Source organism: Nitrobacter sp. TKz-YC01, from assembly GCF_047824785.1.
Classification (GTDB): domain Bacteria; phylum Pseudomonadota; class Alphaproteobacteria; order Rhizobiales; family Xanthobacteraceae; genus Nitrobacter.
The window spans coordinates 1,188,884-1,212,100 of sequence record NZ_CP181167.1; the positions used below are offsets into that span (position 1 = coordinate 1,188,884).

The 23,217-nt window shown below is 58.1% G+C and carries 15 protein-coding genes and 8 pseudogenes; 17 read left to right on the forward strand and 6 right to left on the reverse strand.

Annotation, left to right across the window (positions count from 1 at the left end):
- Nucleotides 1–110: 110 nt before the first annotated feature.
- The 5 genes and pseudogenes from ACMYR2_RS05660 (at nt 111) to ACMYR2_RS05680 (ending at nt 8,887) form a co-directional block, all read left to right on the forward strand.
- The gene (locus ACMYR2_RS05660) at nt 111–1,148 is read left to right on the forward strand and encodes a glycosyltransferase family 2 protein (protein WP_347263720.1); all 1,038 of its coding nucleotides are present in this window, start codon (nt 111–113) and stop codon (nt 1,146–1,148) included.
- A gap of 177 nt (nt 1,149–1,325) precedes the next feature.
- Nucleotides 1,326–2,410 (forward strand): annotated as a pseudogene (locus ACMYR2_RS05665) (IS5 family transposase).
- Nucleotides 2,411–2,952: 542 nt separating this feature from the next.
- Nucleotides 2,953–5,364: an Ig-like domain-containing protein gene (locus ACMYR2_RS05670; protein WP_416193839.1), complete on the forward strand. Its 2,412-nt coding sequence runs from the start codon at nt 2,953–2,955 to the stop codon at nt 5,362–5,364.
- 317 nt (nt 5,365–5,681) lie between these two features.
- Complete coding sequence (locus ACMYR2_RS05675) at nt 5,682–7,577, forward strand: type I secretion system permease/ATPase (RefSeq protein WP_347264753.1); 1,896 nt, start codon at nt 5,682–5,684, stop codon at nt 7,575–7,577.
- The gene (locus ACMYR2_RS05680; RefSeq protein ID WP_347264751.1) at nt 7,574–8,887 is read left to right on the forward strand and encodes an HlyD family type I secretion periplasmic adaptor subunit; all 1,314 of its coding nucleotides are present in this window, start codon (nt 7,574–7,576) and stop codon (nt 8,885–8,887) included. The genes ACMYR2_RS05675 and ACMYR2_RS05680 overlap by 4 nt, the downstream gene beginning before the upstream one ends.
- 92 nt (nt 8,888–8,979) lie before the next feature.
- Here ACMYR2_RS05680 and ACMYR2_RS05685 read toward each other — a convergent pair whose 3' ends face one another.
- Nucleotides 8,980–9,738, reverse strand: coding sequence for a metallophosphoesterase family protein (locus ACMYR2_RS05685; protein WP_347264750.1), 759 nt, complete (start codon nt 9,736–9,738; stop codon nt 8,980–8,982).
- A gap of 288 nt (nt 9,739–10,026) precedes the next feature.
- Between ACMYR2_RS05685 and ACMYR2_RS05690 the strand changes: the two genes are divergently transcribed.
- Nucleotides 10,027–10,569 (forward strand): acyltransferase, encoded by a 543-nt coding sequence (locus ACMYR2_RS05690; RefSeq protein ID WP_347264749.1) that lies wholly within the window; start codon nt 10,027–10,029, stop codon nt 10,567–10,569.
- 556 nt (nt 10,570–11,125) lie between these two features.
- A complete protein-coding gene (locus ACMYR2_RS05695) occupies nt 11,126–11,398 on the forward strand; it encodes a hypothetical protein (RefSeq protein ID WP_416194065.1) in 273 nt (90 codons plus the stop codon).
- Nucleotides 11,399–11,400: 2 nt separating this feature from the next.
- Here the strand turns inward: ACMYR2_RS05695 and ACMYR2_RS05700 are convergent.
- Nucleotides 11,401–11,844: pseudogene (locus ACMYR2_RS05700) on the reverse strand (ATP-binding protein); the annotation flags it as partial.
- Nucleotides 11,845–11,924: 80 nt separating this feature from the next.
- Nucleotides 11,925–12,104, reverse strand: a pseudogene (locus tag ACMYR2_RS05705) (transposase); the annotation flags it as partial.
- A gap of 559 nt (nt 12,105–12,663) precedes the next feature.
- Between ACMYR2_RS05705 and ACMYR2_RS05710 the strand changes: the two are divergent.
- The 4 genes and pseudogenes from ACMYR2_RS05710 (at nt 12,664) to ACMYR2_RS05725 (ending at nt 16,159) form a co-directional block, all read left to right on the forward strand.
- The gene (locus tag ACMYR2_RS05710; protein ID WP_347264748.1) at nt 12,664–12,837 is read left to right on the forward strand and encodes a helix-turn-helix transcriptional regulator; all 174 of its coding nucleotides are present in this window, start codon (nt 12,664–12,666) and stop codon (nt 12,835–12,837) included.
- A 195-nt stretch (nt 12,838–13,032) separates the two neighbouring features.
- The gene (locus ACMYR2_RS05715) at nt 13,033–13,272 is read left to right on the forward strand and encodes a hypothetical protein (RefSeq protein ID WP_347264747.1); all 240 of its coding nucleotides are present in this window, start codon (nt 13,033–13,035) and stop codon (nt 13,270–13,272) included.
- A 1,517-nt stretch (nt 13,273–14,789) separates the two neighbouring features.
- Nucleotides 14,790–15,878, forward strand: a pseudogene (locus ACMYR2_RS05720) (IS110 family transposase).
- 89 nt (nt 15,879–15,967) lie between these two features.
- The gene (locus ACMYR2_RS05725) at nt 15,968–16,159 is read left to right on the forward strand and encodes a hypothetical protein (protein ID WP_416193840.1); all 192 of its coding nucleotides are present in this window, start codon (nt 15,968–15,970) and stop codon (nt 16,157–16,159) included.
- 205 nt (nt 16,160–16,364) lie between these two features.
- Here ACMYR2_RS05725 and ACMYR2_RS05730 read toward each other — a convergent pair whose 3' ends face one another.
- Nucleotides 16,365–17,897, reverse strand: a complete 1,533-nt coding sequence (locus ACMYR2_RS05730) for a Fic family protein (protein WP_416193841.1) — start codon at nt 17,895–17,897, stop codon at nt 16,365–16,367.
- Nucleotides 17,898–18,131: 234 nt separating this feature from the next.
- Here ACMYR2_RS05730 and ACMYR2_RS05735 point away from each other — a divergent pair.
- The 3 genes and pseudogenes from ACMYR2_RS05735 to ACMYR2_RS05745 form a co-directional block, all read left to right on the forward strand.
- A pseudogene (locus ACMYR2_RS05735) lies at nt 18,132–18,329 on the forward strand (cold-shock protein); the annotation flags it as partial.
- A gap of 381 nt (nt 18,330–18,710) precedes the next feature.
- The gene (locus ACMYR2_RS05740; RefSeq protein WP_347265427.1) at nt 18,711–18,935 is read left to right on the forward strand and encodes an antitoxin MazE family protein; all 225 of its coding nucleotides are present in this window, start codon (nt 18,711–18,713) and stop codon (nt 18,933–18,935) included.
- Nucleotides 18,932–19,195 (forward strand): annotated as a pseudogene (locus tag ACMYR2_RS05745) (type II toxin-antitoxin system PemK/MazF family toxin); the annotation flags it as partial. The gene ACMYR2_RS05740 and the pseudogene ACMYR2_RS05745, both read left to right, overlap by 4 nt.
- Before the next feature lie 305 nt (nt 19,196–19,500).
- Here ACMYR2_RS05745 and ACMYR2_RS05750 read toward each other — a convergent pair.
- Together ACMYR2_RS05750 and ACMYR2_RS05755 are read right to left on the reverse strand one after the other, a co-directional pair.
- Nucleotides 19,501–20,952, reverse strand: coding sequence for a GntP family permease (locus tag ACMYR2_RS05750; RefSeq protein ID WP_416193842.1), 1,452 nt, complete (start codon nt 20,950–20,952; stop codon nt 19,501–19,503).
- A gap of 3 nt (nt 20,953–20,955) precedes the next feature.
- Nucleotides 20,956–22,005: pseudogene (locus ACMYR2_RS05755) on the reverse strand (patatin-like phospholipase family protein).
- Between the two features lie 195 nt (nt 22,006–22,200).
- On the opposite strand from ACMYR2_RS05755, the pseudogene ACMYR2_RS05760 reads away from it, so the two are divergent.
- The 3 genes and pseudogenes from ACMYR2_RS05760 to ACMYR2_RS05770 all read left to right on the forward strand — a co-directional run.
- Nucleotides 22,201–22,459 (forward strand): annotated as a pseudogene (locus tag ACMYR2_RS05760) (DUF3363 domain-containing protein); the annotation flags it as partial.
- A gap of 82 nt (nt 22,460–22,541) precedes the next feature.
- Nucleotides 22,542–22,796, forward strand: coding sequence for a type II toxin-antitoxin system Phd/YefM family antitoxin (locus ACMYR2_RS05765; protein WP_347265396.1), 255 nt, complete (start codon nt 22,542–22,544; stop codon nt 22,794–22,796).
- Nucleotides 22,793–23,215 (forward strand): type II toxin-antitoxin system VapC family toxin, encoded by a 423-nt coding sequence (locus tag ACMYR2_RS05770; RefSeq protein ID WP_347265395.1) that lies wholly within the window; start codon nt 22,793–22,795, stop codon nt 23,213–23,215. The genes ACMYR2_RS05765 and ACMYR2_RS05770 overlap by 4 nt, the downstream gene beginning before the upstream one ends.
- Nucleotides 23,216–23,217 lie beyond the last annotated feature (2 nt).

The following is a 23,217-nucleotide window of genomic DNA, read 5'->3' on the forward strand; positions in this document are numbered from 1 at the left end:
GCCTTCGGGCTGGTTTTTTATCGGAGATGCGCGCCTAATGCGCAAGATGCGTTAGTTGCCGCTGCAACGACCAATCGGCCGTTGCGACAGTATGAGCGAGTGTCCGGGTTATGTCGACCGTTAACGTCAAGCTGGCCGTCATCATTGTCTCGTACGGTAATGCCGATGATGTTGCTCGTTGCTTGAAATCGCTCACGCGTTCGGACCTAAGTCGCTTCGAAGTCTTCATCTGTGAGAATGGTGGGAAAGCAGCCTACGAGACCCTGCTCGCTACGCTCCTTGGGACGGACCAAACGTTGCTTCGAACGTCCGGCGAGTTAGATGCTCTCGATAGGCCGCAGAAACGATTGGCATCGGTTGCGAAATGCCGATTTCAGGATCGCGCGAACGTGGTAAGGGTCGGACTGGCGACGGAAAATCTCGGTTACGGCGGCGGCGTCAACGCGTGGCTTGAACCGTTGCTCGGCCTGTCCGGTTGGGATGCGGTGTTGGTTCTAAATCCCGACACCGAAGTGGATAGGCGCACCCTGTCCGAACTGGTGGCGAAATCTGCTGAGGGTTTCGGCATGGTTGGCGGAAATCTGGTCTTCGACGATTCGCCAGACAAGATCATCAATTACGGGCTGCATTGGTCGCGGATGACGGGTCGAGTCATTGCCGTAGGAAGAAATGCGCCAAGCGGCAGCGCGCCATCGGCGGAAGACCTTGGCAGAATCGATGCGATAAGTGGGGCGTGTGTACTGGTAACCCGCGCATTTGTTGAGGACGTGGGTCTCATGGCGGAAGATTACTTCCTCTATATGGAAGATCTGGATTGGGGGCTCCGGCGCGGAAAACACCGCATCGGTTTTGCCAGTAAAGCCGCCATTCGCCATGTTGGCGGAACTACTATCGGATCGGCTGTTGCGTCTGAGCAGCGCTCTTACCTCTCGATCTATCTGTCCGCGCGTAATGGCGTTCTTTATGCTCGGCGCTTTGCGGGGTGGCGCTGGATTTGCCATTTCGGAGTCGGGTTATTGTTCGTGTTACGATACATACTTAAAGACTCTGCTTCGAGCGGAAAAGTCGCATTCATGGGAATGCTGGACGGTGCAAGAGGAAAGACAGGCCGGCCGGATGGATTGCCATGGCGACAATCGTGCTCGTGATGTTTTTGTTTGGTAAGCTTCGCAGTTCGCCCGGTCCGAAATTTTGGTGCGCTGTTTAGCAACGATGCCAGATGGCGTTTGCGGAGAAGTTACACGCCTAACAGGCTGTTGAAGAAGTCAGTGGTGGCTGAGCTGTGAGCATGATTCATTGGCTTTGAAGCGATTTGGAGATGATGGGTGCGCGGTGGTGACAATCTGACTGGCGAGTTGTTCAGCTGCGTTGATCTGGAGGCGCGGGTTCGGCGCGATCACCCGCTTCGCGCCATCCGGGTCAAGGTGAACGAAGCGCTTGTCGCTTTGGAGCGGGAGTTCGCGGCGCTGTATTCGCCGCTCGGGCGGCCGTCGATCCCCCCGGGAAGTTGCTCAGGGCGATGCTCTTGCAGGCGTTCCACTCGATCCGCCCGGAGCGGTTGCTTATGGAGCGGCTGGAATACGACCTTCTGTTCCGCTGGTTCGTGGGCATCGGCGTCGACGATCCAGCCTGGGACCATTCGGTGTTCTCGAAGAACCGCGACCGGCTGCTTGAGGGTGACATCGCGGCCAGGTTCCTGAGTGCGGTGCTGGCCCAGCCCAAGGTGAAGAAGCTGCTGTCGAGCGATCACTTCCCGGTCGACGGCACGCCGGTCGAGGCCTGGGCTTCGATGAAGAGCGTCAAACCGAAGGACGGCTCTGGCGAGCCGCCGGCCGGCGGCGCCGGGCGCAATGCCGAAGCCGGCTTCCACGGCCAGAAACGGACGAACGACACGCATGCCTCGACCACCGATCCGGACGCAAGGCTCTACAAGAAGGGCAAGGAGGCGAAGCTATGCTTCATGGGTCATGGGCTGATGGAGAACCGCCACGGCCTGTTGGTCGACGCCTGCCTGACGCTGGCCGGCGGACATGCCGAGCGGGTGGCGGCGTTGCACATGATCGAACCTCGCGCCGACCGGCCCCTGGCCATCACGCTTGGCGCTGATAGGGCCTGTGACACGGAGGACTTCGTCAATGAGTTGTGTGCGATGAAGGTGACGTCGCACGTGGCACGGAACACGAGCGGCCGAAGCTCGGCGATCGACGGACGCACGACGCGGCACAGCGGCTATGCCGTCAGCCAGCGTATCCGCGAGCGCATTGAGGAAGCGTTCGGCTGGATCAAGACGGTCGCCAACCAGGACAAGACCCGCTTCCGCGGCCGCAACCGTGTCGGATGGGCCTTCACCTTCGCAGCCGCCGCTTACAATCTGGTGCGATTGCCCAAGCTCATGGCGGCGCCAGCATGACCCGCCGTCCCTCCGCCACGCCAAACTGATCAACGGCTCGATCCAGATCACATTCGCCCATCACAACGGCAATCAAGCCGTCCCTAAAGCCAGACCGGATACTTCTTCAACCGCCTGCTAGAATCTTTCGTATCTAAAATTATTCAACAAGCATCCCACCGCCGCTTTTCTCGATTCGTTTCAGCCTTTCTATTATTCTCGAATATATTATATTGGAAAGTAGTGGTTTGGTTCTTCCTATACTTTAAGGTTGCGGAGACTGCCGGCTCTTCTAAGCATCATGAGTATAGTCCTCCCTAAAGCCGTTGAACGAACGCTTTATTTCGAGGGATTTGTTTGCTGCGCTGCGCAAATGGTTGGATGAATTCCAGCTGCACTTAGAATTACCTTGAGTGGGCCACCATATCGTCCCAGAAAAGCCCTTACCGTTAACTAGACGGCAACGCTGCGCTGATGGGCGCATTTAGTTTGGTGTCGTTGCCCAGGGAACTGAATGGGCGCGTGCCATGGGGAAACTAGCGAAGCTATTCGGAGAAAATCAGATGGCAGCCATTCCTCTCAGTTGGAATGACTCTATATTCAGCGGGGCTACTAATTCTCGTTCTGTCACTCTGGCAAACGGTGGGGTACTTTCGAACACGAGCATCACCGATACTGGCCATACTGCGTCCGTGGTCGGTCGTGGCTCATTCACTCTCGACGGAGTCCGTATTAGTTCAGCCGAGGGTGTTCGTATCGGGGGTAGCGGCGACATCGTCATCAACAATTCGTACATTGAGACGAAGGGAAACGCGGGCGATCACGCGGATGGGATCCAGGCTTATTCTCCGGGCAGCACCGGGAATGTCACTATCACCAACACAACCATCGTATCCCACAACAGCAATGCTACCGCCGGGATGTTCATTGCCGATGACTATAACGGGACTTTTACGTTCGATAACGTGGTCTTTCAAGGCGGCCCATTCGGTTTGCGCATCAACGCGGATGACAAGGATATCTCGGTCTCGCTCAAGGACGTGTATTTTGTGGGACCATTCATGCATGATCCCCTTCTTTTTCAGGAGGTGAATGCGGATATACACATTACCCATTGGGAGAATGTGCGTTACGCAACGATCGTGAACGGGGAGCTCGTTCCGGGTGCTCTTATTCCGCCGCCCTTTCCGGTGGTTGGTGGGAGTAGCACTCCAGCGATTGGAGCGCCTACAATCGATTCGTTCTCCGACGATAGCGGCATCGCGGGCGACGGGATTACCAACGACAACACGATCACTCTCAAGGGCAAGGCGGTCGCCAATAGTATCGTGAAGGTGTTTGACGGTACAAAGCAGATTGGTACGGTTTCGGCGACCAAGGACGGTACCTGGTCGTTCAACAGCGCGGTGCTTTCAGATGGTGCGCACAAGTTCACGGTGACCGCCACAAGTTCGGGCGTCACGAGCAAGGCTTCGGCAGTGCAATCAGTGACGATCGATACCGTCGCGCCTGCGGCGCCCACGATCACCATGTCGACCTCGGCGGCAACGCTTGCAAGCACTCAAATCGCCAAGTTGAACGGAACGGCGGAGGCTAACAGCACCGTGAAGGTGTTCGATGGTTCCACCCAGATTGGCACCGCCACAGCCAACAATTCTGGTGCATGGACTTTTACAACCAAGTCGCTCTCAAATGGCGGCCATAACTTTACCGCCAAGGCGACCGACGCAGCAGGTAACACCGGTGCGGCGTCGACAGCGCTTTCCGTCACGATTACTCCGCCATTGACGCCAAGTGAGCCGACCGCTCCGTCGTCCCCGAACGCCCCGACGATCGCATCGTTCTCGCATGACAGTGGCAAAGTTGGTGACTTCATTACCAACGACAATACTTTGACCTTGAAGGGAACGGCGGCTGCCAACAGCACCGTCAAGTTCTATGATGGCGCGAAGTATATCGGCGTCACGATTTCTGATAGCAAGGGCGCCTGGAGCTTCACAACGGCTACGCTCGTTGATGGCGCGCACAATCTGACGGCCAAGGTAACCGATGCTCAGGGCAAAACCGGGCCGGCGTCTTCTACTCTTTCGGTGACCATCGATACCCAAGCGCCTGGTGCGCCGACACTGGGTGTCTTTACGGACAAAGGCAAAGCCGTCAGCGGGACGACGACGGTCGATGACTTTCTTTTGAAAGGAACGGCCGAAGCGAATAGCACCATCAAGGTATTTGATGCAGGCAAGCAGATCGGCACCGCAACAACCAAGGCCGATGGTACTTGGAGCTTTGATACTGGACCTCTCGCCGACGGAAAACACAGTTTTACCTCCAGCGCGGTCGACGCCGCCGGTAACGTCAGTGGGCTTTCCGTGGCGAAGGGTATTACCGTGCTCGACGCGCCAGGCGCCTCAACGACTTACGTCAATCTCACGGATGCGAACCATACTTGGTCCAAGTCAGTCGTGATAAAGGGGACTGCTGACGCTTACAGTCAGATCAAGATCTTCGATGGCGAAAAAGCGATCGGAAGCGTGACATCTGATAGTGGCGGGTCGTGGAGTTTTTCCACATATTCGTCGCCGAATGCAGTAAATTCGTTCTCCGCAAAGCAGGTCGATAACAGTGGAGAAGTTGTCGCCAGTTCGGGGAGCGTAATTACCGGCACAAACGGCTCCGATATTCTAAAAAGCACGTCAGGCGATGACATGTTCATCGGAAATGGGGGAACTGACACGTTTGTGTTCGCCGAAAATTTTGGCAATGATACCATCAAAGATTTTGAGGCGAACTACTCAGTCGGATGGAGACAAGATAAAATTGAGTTCAGCAAAAACGTGTTTACCGACTTTGCGGATATGATTTCCCACGCGAGCCAAGTGGGTCAAGACGTTGTCATTTCTACTGGGAACGACTCGCTAACACTGAAGAATGCCACGCTGAGCGGTCTTAGTCATTATGACTTTCACTTCGCGTAAGCGACGGGCTCGTAGAGCCCCCACGTCCCGGCGCCGCTTTGGCGGCGTCGGGATGCGCTAACTTCCACCTCAATCGGCATCAGTCGTTCTTGTCTCCGACAGCATCACCTGAAAATCCTGCTATCGGAAACACCTGCATATCCCATAGAAATGATCGGCTATCCAAGGGAGCAAGGGCGCGCGATCGATAAGTCGGATTTCCACGTCGTGTAGGTTTGTGCAGGCCGTGAGATGGGTAGGTGATAAATCTACCGGGGTCATCTAACGGCGATATGAATTGGGGGACGATCATGACTAACTCGGGAAGGCCGGGGCAAATGCCCCTGCCTGCGAAGACCGCAGTCGATTTCGCCTCGGTTTTTGCGGGGGCTTTGTCTGCACTGAACGAACGTGTACGATCGTTGTTTCCAGCCGGACGCGCGCGCGTCGCGTTGGAAGGCATCGCCGAAGGCGCTCGCAAGAAAGTTTTCTCGGGCCGCTCGCGAGCGGGTGACGAATACGTCACTTCAAAATCCGAGATCTCCGGATTTCTGAGATCGTGCCGCCAAGTATTCTGGGGTTTGGCGGCATTCAGCGGCGTGAGCAATATTCTGATGCTCACCGGATCATTTTTCATGCTGCAGATATATGATCGGGTTCTGCCCAGCCGCAGCATTCCAACGCTGATCGCTTTATTGACGTTGGCGGTGGTGCTTTATGCGTTTCAGGGAGTGCTTGATCTCATCCGTAGCCGCATCAGCGTTCGTATCGGCCGCCATCTTGACGAAACGCTTGGCCTTAGGGTGTTTGATGCAGTTGTCCGGCTGCCATTGAAGACTCGGGGTGACGGTGACGGCCTGCAGTCTCTTCGCGATCTTGATCAAGTTCGCAGCTTTCTTTCGAGCGGCGGGCCATCGGCGCTTTTCGATCTTCCGTGGATGCCGATTTATATTGGCATCTGTTTTATGTTTCACTTCTGGATTGGGGTAGCAGCCCTTGTTGGCGCATTGATCCTGATTGTCATCACAATCCTGACCGAAGCGCGAACGCAGGCTCCGGCCAAGGCGTTTGCGCAATTTGCCGTGATGCGTAATGCACTCGCGTCCGAGGGGCGACGCAACGCCGAAGTTTTGCATGCCATGGGTATGCGGCGGCTGGCAGCGCTACGTTGGCGCGAGGTCAACCAGAAGTATCTTGTCGCGCAGGAGGCCGCGAGCGATGTGGCAAGTGGCCTCGGGGGAACGTCGAAAGTTTTTCGTGCAATTCTTCAGTCGTCGGTTTTGGCCGTTGGCGCCTATCTCGTCATATATCAAGAGTCGACGGCGGGCATAATCATTGCGGGCTCAATTCTCACGTCTCGCGCATTGGCACCCGTGGAGGTGGTAATTGCCAACTGGAAGGGCTTTGTCAGCGCTCGACAATCAGCTCGCCGGCTGGACGATCTGCTTACATTGCTGCCGAGGGAGGAGGAGCGCCTTGCGCTTCCCGCGCCAGTTCAGAGCGTGACGGTTCAAAACGTGCACGTATCTGCGCCAGCCGGCGAGAAGTCTATCGTCAACGATGTCTCGTTCAAGTTGTCGAAGGGCGAGGGGTTGGGGATTATCGGGCCGAGCGGATCAGGAAAGTCCACGCTTGCAAGGGCGCTTGTTGGCATTTGGCCGCAACTTCGCGGCCAGATCAGTCTGGATAATGCCGCACTTGGGCAGTGGTCGTCGGAGGCCCTCGGTCGACATATCGGGTATCTACCGCAGGATGTAGAGTTGTTCGATGGCACCATTGCTGTCAACATTGCGCGTTTCGATCCTCACGCAACTCCGGATGCGGTGCTGGAAGCCTCCCGTTCCGCCGGAGTACACGATCTAATTGTCTCGTTTCCGAATGGGTATGGGACAAAGATCGGTGAGGGTGGGATGGCGCTTTCGGCCGGTGAGCGGCAGCGCATCGGGCTTGCCCGGGCGTTCTACGGCAATCCGTTTCTTGTTGTGCTCGACGAGCCGACATCGAATCTGGATGCTGAGGGCGAGGAGGCGCTTACCGAAGCTATCTTGAACGTGCGGCGTCGTGGCGGTATCGTGGTGGTGATCGCGCATCGTCCAAAGGCATTGGATGGTGTAGAACATGTCGCGGTTCTCGCTGGAGGGAGGATCCAGTCGTTGGGTAAGAAGGAGGACGTTCTTCACAAAGTACTTCGAGCGAATGCGCCGCCGCTAAAGGTCGTTGGAGATGCTCGATGATTGTATCCCATACCTCCGCGCTACATTCGATCCAGCGCTATATCGTCACCGGGATAATAGTCATGGCCGTGGTGGTTTTAGGTATCGGTGGTTGGGCGTCCACGGCTGAGTTGTCGGGAGCTGTCATCGGTCAAGGCTCCATTATCGTCGATTCGAGTGTCAAGAAAGTACAGCATCTGACCGGCGGCGTCGTCAGCGAACTGCGTGTAAGGGATGGCGATCAGGTCAAGGCCGGAGACATTCTGGTGCGTCTCGACCAGACCCAGACTCTCGCAAACGCGACCATTATCACGAAGAGCTATGATGAATTGCTCGCGCGCCAGGCTCGTTTAGAAGCCGAGCGGGAGGGTGCTGAGCAGGTGATTTTCCCGAGCGCCCTGCTTGATCGCGCGAAAGACATTCAATCGGAGGCGGCGCGTGCGATTGCGGCTGAACGAAGTTTGTTTGATCTTCGCCGACTGGCTCGAGAGGGACAAAAGGCGCAGTTGAAAGAGCGTGGCGCCCAATTGCGCGATGAGATCACAGGCTATATCGGACAGTTCGAGGCCAAGCGGAAGGAAGTTGGTTTCATCCATGAGGAACTAGAGGGGGTCCGGGAGCTTTGGCAGAAGAAGCTTGTGCCGATTACCCGACTGACCGCTTTGGAGCGCGACACGGCGCGTCTTGAGGGCGAGCGCAGCCAGTTGGCCGGAATGATCGCACAGGCGAAGGGCAAGATATCCGAGATTGAACTTCAAACCATTCAGATCGACCAAGATTTGCGGACAGAGGTCGGCAAGGATCTGATCGAGGCTCGTTCGAAGATTTCCGAGCTTTCCGAGCGCAAGACTGCCGCGGTTGATCAGCTTAATCGCATCGATATTCGCGCTCCGCAGAACGGCCGGGTTCATCAACTGATGGTACATACGATCGGTGGGGTTGTCGCGCCTGGTGAGCAGATCATGCTGATTGTACCCGACAACGACGTTTTGGCGGTCGAGGTCAAAATTTCACCGCGCGACATCGAACAAGTCTATGTCGGTCAGTCAACGTTCATCCGGTTTGCGGCTCTTAACCAGCGGACCACACCCGAGATCGAGGGCAACGTCACTCTGGTATCGGCCGATCTAACGCAGGATCCGCGTACCGGAGCGAGCCATTATACGGTGCGCGTGTCGCTCAAGCCGGATCAGGTTACAAGGTTGGGCGGCGCGAAGTTAGTGCCAGGTATGCCGGTTGATGTTTTCATACAAACGCCCAGCCGGACCGCCTTAGCCTATCTTATTGAGCCGCTGAGAGAACAAGCGAAGAGAGCCTTTAAGGAGCGATAGGCTTGAGCGCCGTTTTGAGTATCCATCAAACGGTTTAACCGCTAGCACCGTTGGCAAGAGAGTATGCGCTCTATCAGGCTTGCAATGAATGTTCAAAAACCGGATGGGGACTTTGACAACGCCCGTGTGTCGTCGTGGTGTCGCCAGCTCTGTAAATCGATAAGGGGGACGATGCTTGAACCCTCAATCGCAAGACAGGTGAGACGTCCTGTCGCAAAGGCGCCCGTATCAATATTCGCTCGATTCGAACGTATGTCGGGCGCGCGGACCGGTGTGTGGCCGTGCACGATGAATTTCTCAAATGGCTTATCCCAGGAAAGAAAATCATCGCGTATCCATAGGAGATCTTCCTCCCGCTGCTTGGCTAACGGAATTCCAGGACGGATTCCGGCATGGACAAAACAGAAGTCGCCGCAGCAGAACGACAGATCAAGCGTTTCGAGGAAATTGAGATGCTGTGCGGGCATGGATCTAATTAGCTCGGTCGCCAGAAGGTTCTGCTCGTGGGCACTTGGATTGATTGACGGCGTCAATCCGTAGGATACCAGCGTTTCTAGGCCGCCGAAAAGCCGCCAATCCTTGAGCGACGAGGGGTCATGAAGGAAGCGGGGAACGAAGGATTCATGATTGCCCTTCAGAAACACGGCTTCACGGGAAGTGGAGCATTCCACAAGGATATCAAGAACCTTTCGGGAGTCTGGTCCGCGATCGATGTAGTCACCCAGAAAGACTATTAGCGACCGATCTGACGGATGCCGGTTATCGTCTACTTCGATCTGGAATAGTAATTTCTCGAGGAGATCAGCGCGCCCGTGAATATCTCCAATCGCGTATATACGGACGCCGTCCATAAGTTTGACGTCCTTCTTTTGTTCTGAGGTTGCGCGCAATTTCCACACAGGCGGCACCCTTAGTTTAACTATATCGTTATTGATATCCGAGGATATTCAAGTTTCGGCGTGACGAATATTTGCTGGTCATACTAGTTAAAACTGGTGAAAGTTCGCGGCAGAAGCGTATTGATCATGCGAAGATCGCTCCATGGCTCGAACACGTTGCGTCCTGGTTGACGACCACGGCATGGTGTCGCGGAAAATTGCTACCTGATTCATCCCCTGTTTGCCTGGAACTCATAGGACATGTCAAACGGCACACGCTTTCCAGCGCCCGGTGATACGGATGCATGGCTGGTGATTATCCGACAGTTCCTTAACGCGCTGGCGCGCCGGAAGAAGGATCGATTCAATCGCCGCGTTTCCATGGGCGATCTATTGACGGAGCGTGCCGACAACGCCGCGATGTATGGGTTCGGTGAAGGCACCACCATGTATGATAACGTGCTCGTGCTGGGGGATGTGCGGGTAGGCCGGCACACCTGGATTGGTCCTGGATGTATTCTGGACGGATCCGGTGGAGGCCTCGAGATTGGAGACTGGTGTTCGATATCTGCGGGGGTTCAGATTTATACCCATCATACAGTAAGGCGCTCGGTGTCGCTGGGTGTTGAGCCGGTGGATTACGCGTCGACCAAGATTGGAAGCGGCGTTTATCTTGGACCGAATACGATCGTCCAGATGGGCGTCGAGATCGGCGACCAGGCCGTGATTGGTGCAAACTCGTTAGTCAACCGCAACGTTCCGCCGCGGACGAAGGTGTTTGGGGCACCGGCCCGGGTCCGCTGATCTCTATTGCCGCTTCGCTGCGCGAACGACGACGCTTTCACCGAATTAAACGGAGCTGTCAGCACCGCTTTAGCGTCTGATTCTCATCGGCTAGTTCAGGCCTGAACATTGCACCGACCGCAATTACTTCTAACAGAGCCAGCGCCGACGGCAATGCGGAACCCGCCGCAATCTTGATCGTGACATCGCTGGTTCCTTAATTTTAGCGGCCCTAGTTCGTTTGACTACCAGATTCTGCCTACGGAGCTTGGTCCGCAGAAGGTTCAGTTGCTGCAATTCTGTCGCCAAGTTTTTTGTGCGAAGGCTTATCGTGGCAAGACGCTGTTCTGGGGACATGCCCGTTATTCCTTCAATCGGCGGTAACCTACTGCACCAGTAAGTTAGTTTTTGCAGCGCACTAAAGGTTCAAGCTGGTTTAAAAGTTTCACGGGCCAGGCTAGCCGGGGCACGGATATCCGACTTGGCGGGGAACACGCCGATGTCGCAACACGCGCCAAGGTGATTGCCGCAGGCGGGCTGCTGGTGATCGGCACCACCTATCACGATCATCGACGGAATGGACGAACAGCTGCGCGGTCGGGCCGGACGGCAGGGCGATCCGGGGCGATCGGTCTTCCACGCCTCGCTTGACGACGAGCTCGTGAGAACTGCCGCGATCGGCGCACCGCCTCTAACGGAACAAGCCTCCACGATCGCCCCCTCGGTTGCGAGTCGCCTGATCGAGGCGGCGCAGAAACGGCACGGTGATAATCCATGGCGGCGAGCCACAGCACAGACCGTGTCTCCGCTCGTCGCGATCTCGGCGACAATCCGGACCTTGTCTGCGTGACCCTGATTGGCCGTGATCAGCATCGAGCGTCGCTCGTAGCGTGCGCTGATGAGTTCGAACAGCACGCTGGTCTCGGCCTGATCCTTGGTGACATAAGCGAGATCGTCAAGGATCATGAGATCGAAGCGATCGAGACGACTGATGGCCGCCTCGAGGTTGAGCTCACGTCGCGCCACCTGGAGCTTTTGCACGAGATCGGTGGTGCGGGTGAACAGGACGCGCCATCCGTTCTCAATGAGGGCGAGGCCGATCGCTGCCGCCAAGTGGCTCTTGCCGCCGCCGGGCGGGCCGAACAGGAGCAGATTGGCGCCCTTGCCCAACCAGCCATCGCCGGCGGCAAGTGCGGTCACCTGTGCCTTGGAGATCATCGGCACGGCCTCGAAGTCGAAGTTGTCGAAGGTCTTTCCGGCAGGCAGCCGCGCCTCAACCAGGTGGCGTTCGATGCGAGCACAGAGCCCAAACGTCACATCACAATCGATTCATCAATCACAGGACGTGCTATAGATGAGATCTCCTTGTCGCTTACGGTCCACAAGATGTAGAAGGTGCCGTTGAGCACTTCGCGTACATTGACCGAGCGCTTGCGACCGCCGTGTCTGGCAGGCGGGATCATCGGCTCCACGATCGACCATTCGGCGTCGGTGAGGTCGCTTGGATAACGCAGGCCGCTGCGGTCGGCGGCGCGGCGCTGTTCAGGTGTCCCCATCGGGCGCTCCTTCGCAAATCACGCGCCCAATAAGGAATCACATCCGATTCATCAGACTCAAGAACTTCCCGGATCGGCTCTCAGGCGGCACCAAGAACGATTTGGGTCACCGCACGATCCATTTCCGAAATTCGCCGAATGGAAGCTTCCACAAAAAAGCCCTTTCGTCTTCAAGGCGCAGGCTTTCTTCGGTCGGTACGGTGTTGGCCGGCACACCGGAGGCCATAGGCGAGTATGGCGGAATTGACGAAGAGGCAGAAAGTAGTGATTGTGTAGATTTATCGTAATTTCCGCGACTATATTATATTGATTCAACACCGCGCAGTAATGGTTTTGGTTTTCATATCCGGGGAAGGCTGTCTCGTCGTCCTTGCAGACTTGCGTTGCTGGAACAACCTTCCAATCAATGCCATTGAACCCTCTGAACAGAATCCGTGCACCTATTTCCGCGATGACGGGACGGCGGAGCGGCAATGTCGGAACAAGCGCTAGACGACACTCTCTCGTGAGCCAACGCGAAGAGTATAAGCCGGCCTCAGTGAATCTGACCTCGTGAGAAATGGATGCCCTACAGTGGATGGCGGAAGGAAAAAGTGACTGGGAGATAGGCGTCATTTTGAAGGTTTCAGAACACTTCGTCGATAAGATTGCACGTCAACTTCGCGCCAAACTGAACGCCACGAACCGCGCCCAGACGGTCGCGATTGCGCTCAGACAAAATCTGATTCGATAGGTCAAGGTACGGATTTGCGTACTTGCTCCGCCGTCTCTCCCGCGCCGTAATACGCCGGCGGCTCGCGGACTATATTAACAGGCAACTTGCGTCGATTAGATGCTTGCGTCGGTTATCTTCTTCGCAACCGCGTCTGCGATGCAGCGGACTTCGCCACCCGTTTATATCAAATGCTCTCTCAGATCGGCAGGATCAATGTCAGCACTCCGGCAATATGAAGCACTTGAACAATTGATAGATGACGCCTGGGACGCAGCCCAGCGCCTGGATTTAGAGATGGTTAGATTCCTTCTCGGAATGGCGAAACTTGAGCTTTATCAGAAGGCGCAGGCCGTGATCAGTTCAAGCGCGGTCCAGGAACATGAAAAACAAATCGGCACATTGCCAGCCGCTATAATAGCACCAAACGTTAATGAACATGGAGTCTATAATTAGTCCTTAAGTCAATGATCACAATGGCATCAGCATGGATATAGCCCTTATTTTGCTAGTTGCTAGCGCCTTGATTGGAGCAGTTGCGGGCTTGCGCTTTAAAGTCCTGGTCCTGGTGCCCATCGCATTGCTGATTGCTCTCGTTTCCGCCGCCGTTCTCCGTATGTACGGTTTTGGAGCCGGAAGTGGGATTGTCACTATAGCTGCGTGTCTGGTCCTGAGCCAGGCCGCCTACCTCCTTGTTCAGACAAGTCCTAGATCCAGCGCTTTCGACCCATCATTTGACGATGTAACCGACGGCGTACCAAGCCCCAGCCCCGAGCAGGCCATCGATGGCGATCAAAGCGATCATGGCGATCAAAAACCACCCGCATTCCGGCCTCTTCTTTAACCGGAGCGTTAGCGCTTTCGAACGACGTCTTTCCTTGGGTTTATTGGGACCTCCTCGCGGGAAGATCAGACTTGGTGCGTCTCGGCGAGACAATGTGTGGATCATGCAAAAGACACCTTAAATTGTGATTTCACTGAACGTTCTGTCCAGATCAATGCGAGCGCCGCATCCGTTCGCGACGAAGGCTCAAATAAAGGTGCTACGCTACTGGAAAAAAGCAGCTTGAATTTAGCGAAAATGTGCAAGGAAGGAAACACTTGAGTCGCGCCTGAAAATAGGACGCAGATTTTATCGGCCTCTGACGGTATCCTGTACAGAACTGATCATGTGATCGCCCAATTTTGGCCCGATGCGCCACGCACGAACTAACTCGGGCAAGCCTTTGCAATCCCCCTTGCCCCTTGCGAACCCGCCGGCGGCACTTACGCGCCGGTGGGTTTTCGTTTTTCTTAGTCACCAAAAAGGACAACGCCGCGCGGCGGAATATGTTCGCCGGGCGGCGCTGGCTTACGCACTGGGCTTTGCAATCCCCCAGCACAGGATGAGACGCTGGAACCGTTACAAAGGTTCAAGCGAACTTGTCCTGCACCACCCCGCCGATACCGACGGGGTGCGCAGGTCCGCCTACTGTCCGTGGCCAGTGAGCCTTGCTCCCAGTGAATGCCGGAGGGAGGATGATTGTTGCACATAGGCCCAATGTAGGGGCTCATCGGCGCTCAGACGAGATGGGTGTCTCCCTGCGGGACCGCGTCGGCGGTTGTGCTGCTGCCGCTTGCGCCCGGCCGGGCGCAAGGGAGGCTGCGCCATGGTGATGCCCCGGTAATTCCGACGGCTTGTCATCGTGCCCTTGCCCCCGGCAGGCTTCGCGGCTGTTCGGCTCGGTCCCGCGCATGGCGGGAAAAAGCGAAGCCAACCGAGGAAAGGGCTGGACGTCGCCGGCATGGCGGTTCGGCATAGGGTCATGGAGAAGAAGGACATCGATGAGCTGCGCGGAAAGGTGTCCTGCGCGGCCATTCTGGAGAATGCCTCCCGTAATCGGTCTGACGCCGGACTGTCGGCTGGCGCGCAGCCGATTGGCGTAGCGACGGCGGCTAGAACGTCTGCTGCGGCAACACATGGGAGGCGTTTGATGGAATTCTTTTGTGGCCTGGACGTTGCGATGGACGAAACAGCGATTTGCGTGGTCAACGACAAGGGCGCGATGCATTTGGAGACCTCGGCGGTGAGCGATCCGGTGGCGATCCGCGATGCGCTCAAGCCTTATCTCGGGCGGTTGCGGCGGGCCGGTCACGAGGCGGGTTCGCTGTCGCCGTGGCTGCATCCGGAGACGCTCAAACCTGGCCTGCCGGTGGTGTGCCTGGAAACCCAGCATGCGCGCGCGGCGCTGTCGGCGCAGCGCAACAAGACCGACAAAGCGGATGCGCTGAGCATTGCGCATATCATGCGCACTGGCTGGTTCCGGCAGGCGCATATCAAGAGCGAGAACTGCTACCGGATGCGGCTGTTATTGACACAGCGGCGTAACCTCAAAGCCAAATTCCTCGATCTGGAAAACACCATCCGGCATTCGCTGGAGGCGTTCGGCATCAAGCTCGGCGGCACCTCGCGCGGCACCTTCGATCAGGCCGTGCGCGAGGCGGTGGCGCAGGATGCGCTTACCGCGGAGCTGATGGATGCGATGCTGACGGCACGGGCGATGCTGTGGAAGCAGTATTGCCGGCTGCACGATCTGGTGGTGCGGTTTGTCGCCTGCAACGAGTTGTGCCGGCGCTTTATGCAGATTCCCGGCGTCGGTCCGGTAACGGCGCTGAGCTTCATGACGGCGATCGACGATCCGTCACGGTTCCGCCGTTCGCGCGATGTTGCGGCCTAGCTCGGATTGACGTCGCGACGCTGGCAGTCCGGCACGTCGATCGACGTGCAGGGCCGGATCAGCAAGGCCGGCGATCCGGATGTGCGACGCGCGCTCTATGAGGCGGCGTCGGCGCTGCTGACGCGGTTTAAGCGCAAGGACAAGGTCAAGACCTGGGGCCAGCAGATCGCCAAGCGGTCGTGTCATCGCAAGGCCTGCGTCGCGGTGGCGCGCAAGCTGGCGGTGATTATGCATGCGATGTGGATCGGCGGCACCTTCTATGTCGGCGATACGGCTTTGAGCGAACAGGATGTTGCCGCACGCGCGGCGGTGAAGGACCGCAAGCTGCTGGGAGCGTATCGATGAACAGTGTGCAACACGAGGTATTGCAACCGCACGTCATGGCGGCGACGGCCTTTTGAACAATGGAGCTCCGCGCGAGCGGATGAGGACTGGTGCAGACCGAGGACGACGGGACGCACGTTGTCTTGCCTGTGGCCGGACGCCGGATGGCGTCTTCGGACCACGCCGGATTGCCTGTGATGATGCCCCGTGAATCCGATGAAGAGATGCGCCGCGACGGCTCAAACGCTGCCGAGTCCGATCGAAACAAAAGTCCATGGGATTCTGCCTTCTTCATCGTCTAGCGTAATGGTGCCGGAGCAAGAAGATCGGTCTGATACCCCAACGTTTGCATGTCCGTGTTCGCTCCAGCAGCAACGTCTCAGTCTGCAAACCGCGCTAGGATATCCTTGGAATTCGAGTCTTCATTTCGCCGCGCAGAGCCTTTGATTTGCAGTTGTAATTACTTCAGTCAAGCTTCGAACTTCGGCGTAAACGCAAGCCTAAGCATTAAAGGTCCGCGTAGATTGCCTCGATCTCCGCTGCCTCGTCATCGGTCAAGGCCGCGAATTCCTTTTCGCACGCACGCTTCGACAGCTTGCCTCCGTTCTGCCGCAGGAAACGATATAGGAGGTCGAGGATCCGGTCCGGCATGTCGATCATCCGCTTTACCTGCGTCTTGAAGCTGTCGTAGCTCCTGAGGAACGCGGTCTCGGCAGGCAGATCGACATCGATGGTGCGTGCGACACATTCGAACAGAAGCTCCGCATGGGGCGTCGCGTCGAAATAGCGATAGAAGTCGGCCGTCTCGTTTAGGACCTCGACATTTCCCCGGTCGGTCGGGCGCCAGCGAATGAGCGGCAGCAGTCGGCGCGAATAGCTTTCCAGCGCGCGGCGGTAATCGTCGATCCGATCGAGGATGACGGCCGATACTGGGAAAACAAGACCAGGTGGGTTAAAGCCTTGCTCAGCCAGGACATGATGGATGAGGTAACGGTGGAGACGGCCGTTACCGTCCTCGAACGGATGAATGTAAACGAAGCCGAATGCGAGAACGGCCGCGGCAAGAACCGCGTTGAGGCTTTGCGCGGCCCCGCGATCGAAAGCCGTCAGGCCATCGATCAACGCAGCTAGGTCTTGGTGGCGCGCGCTGATGTGATCGGGAATGGGTGTGCCGTCCAGTCGATCGTGTTCACCGACAAACCCGCCTTGCTCTCTCAATCCGAGATGGACGAAACGCGCATCTCCGATGACGATGCGCTGCAAGCGTTCCAGTTCGGCGCGGTTGATCGGGCGTCGGCCTGCTTCGCCAATGACATGCCCCCAGCGCTGAATGCGGTCCTGGGGTGGATCCTCGCCCTCGATCTGGAAGCTTGATCGCGAATCCTTGAGCAGTAAAAAGGCCGCGGTGCGGGCGAGGAGGTCGGCGGGTATTTCGGCCACAAGACGTCGTGCTTCATCGCTGAGATTGCGGGCGACGAGTTGTTCCAATAGAGGCGTGCGAAAGATCAGCGGGCAATAGGCGGGCGTGCCGGGCAGGTTGTTCTTCACGCGATGGCGCGATGATGTCGTCCCGTCGATAGCCCATTGCTGCCCAGGGTCAACGACAAGAGCGTAGCTCCCCTGCGTTGCATCAGGCAGGTCGAGCCGGACATCGAGCAGCCATTCGTACAAGAACCAGATCCGCCGTGCGTAGGCGCCTGTTGGCGCTGCGCGGACAAGAGTCACGATCGGCTCTGGCCCCGTGGCATGGAACAGCCTCTTCAGAACGGCGAGATCGAGTCCTTCATAACGCAGCGCGAAAGTCAGATGGCCACCGAGATTGGCATCGGGCCGGTGACGCGGCGTATAGAGCTTCCAGCCATCGGCCTCATAAACTTTGTGTCGGGGACCGATTGCGGCCAAGCGGATGGGCGCCGGGGCAGCCAGCTCGAAGGCGTCGATCAAGGCGGCATAACCGACCGGAATGGCTGCTTCCGGCAACGGGCGACCGTGAAAAGCGACGACAGCTTCTGAAAATGGCTTCCGTTGCCCAGGTTCCATGAATTTCGATGCCAGTCTATGAAAAGTCTGTCTAACGGAAACATCTCATGAAAATAGATAACTTTCACTGAATCTACGTGAAATTCACGCCAAAACTATGAAGATCGATTCCTAAGATCGGCGCTTCCTTGCGAAGAGGACGCCTCCGCCGGCTCACCACCGGCAGGATTGTGCCTTGCCCCTCGCCACTGCTTAGGGTTGTATTCGCGTTTCAACGTTTTGGCGACGACCAACGTGGCTACAGGAACTGTGAAGTGGTTTAACCAGCAGAAAGGCTATGGCTTCATCCAGCCGGAAACCGGCGGTAAGGATGTGTTTGTCCATATCTCAGCCGTGGAGAAGGCCGGGTTCACCGGCCTGGCAGAGGGCGCCAAGGTATCTTACGAGATTGTGGCGAACCGCGGCAAAGAGAGCGCGGAGAATCTGCGGCTACAGCTTGGACGCATACGCCTCGTCCACTTGATGCGCGAAAGCAATCAAACCGAGGATATGCCTGCGCATACCGTTCTTCGAGGTGCTTGACCGTGTTCGTTTTTGGCCGGGCGCACATTGCGCGGTGCTCGGACGGATGTTTTTCAATAGGTTACAAGCCGTTTTCACACCGTGCGGCTTGGCGGCGCACGTTGCACTATGTCCGATTGCCCCGTGATTTCAATTGCTTGATGCACGGTGCAATTTGCCAATTTCCTGCCACCGCCCGCCGCGCTTCGCCTGCCCGAATCCAGCACCATTTTGAGCCTCGGGGCCCAAAGGTCTGGCGTTCGGGATCGTCCTATGATAAGTTACATGTAACTATTAATGTGGAGGTCGATCATGGCAGCAGAATCGAAGCCCAAGACAGTGCGCGTGAAGGTGCGGGAGCATCGTGAGCGGCTGCGAGCGCAGGGATTGCGGCCGATCCAGATTTGGGTGCCGGACGTGCGCTCGCCCTCTTTCCGGGAGCAGGCCCGTCGCCAGTCGCAGGCAGTTGCCGCCAGCGCCCACGCGCATGAGGATCAAGCCTTCATCGACGCTGTTTCGGATTGGGACGACGAGTGAGGCGCGGCGAGGTCTGGACCGTTTCCGGCGGCAAGGACTATGCGAGCAAAGCACGCCCCGCCGTCATCGTGCAGGATGACAGTTTCGACGCGACCGACTCCATCACCATTTGCGCCTTCACCACCGATCCGACCGACGCGCCGCTGTTTCGTCTGGTGGTGGAGCCGAACGAGCGCAACGGCCTACGCTCCGCCTGCCGTCTGATGGTGGACAAGATTACCACCGTTCCCAAGGCGAAGCTGGGTGCACAGGTCGGGCGGCTCGATGATGAGGACATGGTGAGGCTCAATCAGGCCATGACCGTGTTCCTTGGCATGGCGGTGACGCCGAGGGCCGGAAGGGGAAAGCAATCATGACGTTCGACGTTGCGTTCCGAGCGAGCGGCAAAGGACGGCTATCGGTGACGAATAGGTCGTTCCGGATCTTTGAGGTCCGGGTGATCCTTGTCGCATGCCTCTGCCGGAGGGATGAACGCGTTGGACGCATCGTGGGCCCCACCATTTTCCCCTCGCAGCCGATGGCTGCTTACTTTCGAGCGCTTGTGGCTCTTTAAATCGCCGTTGTCTCAGAACGATCCCAGTGTCGAACCGAGTACGATGACCGCTGCCAGCGCTATCAGTGCGCCGACGATACTGACGACGACGATATCAAGATAACTTTCGCCATGGGTGGATCCGCAGACCGCAAGCAGCGTCACGACGGCACCGTTGTGCGGCAGGCTATCGAGTGTGCCCGCGCCGATCACCGCAACACGATGCATCAGCGCCGGATCGATGCCCTGCTGGGCGGCGATCCGCATGTAGGCTTCACCGAGCGCGTCGAGCGCGATCGTGAGGCCGCCGGAGGCCGAACCCGTGAGGGAGGCGAGTACGTTCGTCGCCACGGCAAGTGATACAAGGGGACCGCCCTCGATTTCCAGCACCCAGCTCCGTACCAATTCGAATGCGGGCAGCGCTGCGATAACCGAGCCGAAGCCGACGAGGCTCGCGACGCTCAACACCGGCAAGGCGGAAGCATTAACGCCGGCATCCATCGATGCGCGCAGTGTAGGCAGGCGTCGATAGTTGACGGCGATGAGCACGACGATCGCGGCTGCAAGCGCGGTCGCCACGGCCCACACGCCGCCAACGGCTGCCAACGAGGTCGAACCCCAGGCTTCTTGGGCGAGCCAGGACGCGTCGAGGCGAGGCAACACGAACAGCGACATCAGCAGGTTGACGCCAAAGACGACCGCGAGCGGCAGCATGGCGACACCGATGGGAGGGTCGTCCTTGCTTTGATCGCCATGAAATATCTCGGCCGGGTCGAACGCGCCCGAGGTCGTGGCGCGCTCGCGAACTATGGGATCGCTTGCTGCGTCCGAGGCCGCGGCTCCCTGCGTTCCATAGCCTTCGCCGTTACGGTGGGCCTTGGCCTCGGCGCGGGACAGCCACCACAGGCCGAAGCCCAGTATGATGGCCGAGGCCAGAATTCCGAGGCCCGGCGCCGCAAACGGCGTGGTGCCGAAGAACGGCATCGGGATTGCATTCTGAATTGCCGGCGTTCCCGGCAGCGCCGACATCGTGAACGTGGAGGTGCCGAGAGCGATCGCCGCCGGCATCAGCCGTTTCGGAATCTGTGCCGCCCGAAACAACTCATGCGCCATCGGAGCGAGTACGAAGAAGGCGACAAACAGGCTGACGCCACCGTAGGTAACCAGCGCGCCGGCGAGAACGACCGCAAGGACCGAGCGTTGCGGACCGAAACGCGCGGTCATGAACCTGGCGATGGCCGACACCGAGCCGCTGTCCTCCATCAATTTGCCGAACAGCGCGCCGAGCAGAAAAATCGGAAAGAACTGCATGATGAAGCGTGCGGCACTGCCCATGAACGTTTGCGTCCAGTGGGCGAGCAGCGGTTCGCCTGCCAGTCCGGCCGCAGCGACGGCGGCGGCTGGAGCGAGCAGGAGCACGCTCCAGCCGCGATACGCCAGCCAGATCAGGAGCCCGAGGGCGACGAGAATTCCAAGCAGTCCCATGGGTCAGATCTGCCGCAACAGATCGTCGATATTGAGGGTGGAGCGTTTCCCTAGATCCATGACATGTGCCTCCAGGAAGGCCTGCGCCGACCTTCGCCCCTCCGCGTGCAGGAGAGTAAAGAAAGCCCACTCGGCGTTGAGCTTCGAAGACGCACCGAGTTCGGTCAGCATCTCACTCCCGATCCGGTGGATTCGCATGCCTGCCCATTTTGCTCCCTCGGCGCCGCCCGGATCGGCGACCTGCCGGAGCAAGGCCATCATGCGCAGTTCTTTGAGCAGGACGGCGTTGAACGAAACCTCATTCAGCCTGTTCAGGATCTCGGCAGCCGATCGCGGCGGTTTCTTGCGCTCGACCGGATTGATGGTCACCAGAATGGTGTCCTGCGAATTGCACTCACGGACCAGGGGCGTGATCGTCGGATTGCCCGAATAGCCGCCGTCCCAGTAGAGTTCGTTATCGATCTCGATAGCCTGAAACATCGTCGGCAGGCAGGCAGGCCGACGCGAGCAGAACCTCCGGCGTGAGAGCGTCGTTCCTGAACACATGACCGCGGCCGGTCCGCACATTGGTGGCGGTGATGAACAGCTTGATCGGCGATGTTGCCAGCCGCTTGAAGTCGACCAGATTGGCTAGAATCTCACGTAGCGGATTTTTCCCCTCGGATTCATCTGATAGGGAGACACGAGGCGAGACATGAGATCCATAGCCACGTACATGGGCGACGAGTCCAACGTCCAGCGGCCGAGCATCACATCGAGCGGTCCGCGCTGGAACGGGCTGAAGCGCGCCGCCTCGGAGACCCGGCGCCAGAACGTCTCGAGTCCAATTCTTGCTCCGTCGGCCCCACCTTTTGTGTAGCCGTCGGCCAGGACGGCGGCATTCATGGCGCCGGCCGAGGTTCCGGAAATGCCGTCAATCTGCAGCCAGGGCTCCTCGAGCAGCCGATCGAGCACGCCCCAGGTGAAGGCGCCATGCGAGCCTCCGCCTTGCAGCGCAAGGTCGATGAGTACGGGATCGCGCGTGACGGCAGCCTTGGTGGCTTCGACAGGCATTGGACCTCGCAAAAATCGTACCCGCAGCAAATTACCGCTGGGCAATACCAGTTAGCATACAGGTCTCAAGCCCAACAGGAAGCTGGCAGGAGCGGGACGCCAGGAATTGTTCATCGACAGATGTTGACGGCTTTCGAAGACTGAGCTGAGCCCAGCATCAAGATTGCGAAATTCGCCGAGATTACGTCACGCGTAGCGCTCAATTTGATCCGCGATCTCTGCGTGCGCGAGATGACGGGGAGGGGGCGCTATCGCGCCTGGGCTATCCCGTACCGGCAGCGCTTCGCGCTCGCCTCCGGCCGCTTTGCCATGATTGACGATGGGCTCGGCTTCAACCTCGTGCCCTGAACGCCTTCGATTGAGAAACATATCGGGCAACACATTTCCGGGGGGTGCCCGCGCCGACAGCGGCATCGACTGGTCGTTCGGCCGCAAGCGGGGACTGGGGTTGTGACGGGGCAGGCTAAACCTTGCATTTTGCCGCCATCTCGCTTATCGCTTATGTACGTACGTACTTACCTACATGGAGGTGCGCCGTGACCATCACCACTCTTTCCAGCCGCGAGCTGAACCATGACGTCAGCAGCGCCAAGAAGGCCGCGCAGGACGGCCCGGTCGTCATCACCGACCGGGGCAAGCCCTCTCATGTGCTGATGACCTATGACGAGTTCTGCCGCCTCAGCGGCAAGCGCCGCAGTTTGACGCAAGCGCTCGCCATGCCGGGCCTGTCGGATATCGACTTTGATCCACCGCGGGTCGAAATCGCACCGCGCGGGATCGATCTGTCTTGAGTTATCTGCTCGACACCAACGTCGTCTCCGAGCTGCGCAAGATCGGCGACGGCAAGGCCGATGCCAAGGTCGCCGCATGGGTTGACGCCGAGGACGCCGAGAGCTTCTTCATCTCGGCCATCACCATCCTTGAGCTGGAACGCGGCGTGCTCGCCATCCAGCGTCGCGACGCTGCGCAGGGCGCGCGCCTGCGCGCCTGGCTGGACAATCATGTCCGACCGGAGTTCGCCGGACGCATTCTGCCCGTCGACGACCAGATTGCGACGCGCTGCGCGCATCTGCATATTCCCGACCGGCGCAACGAGGTCGACGCGCTGATCGCCGCGACCGCGCTTGTCCACGGCTTGACCGTGGCAACGCGCAATGTCCGGGATTTCGAGGGCACGGGCGTTGTCGTGGTCAACCCCTGGGAAGGGTGACG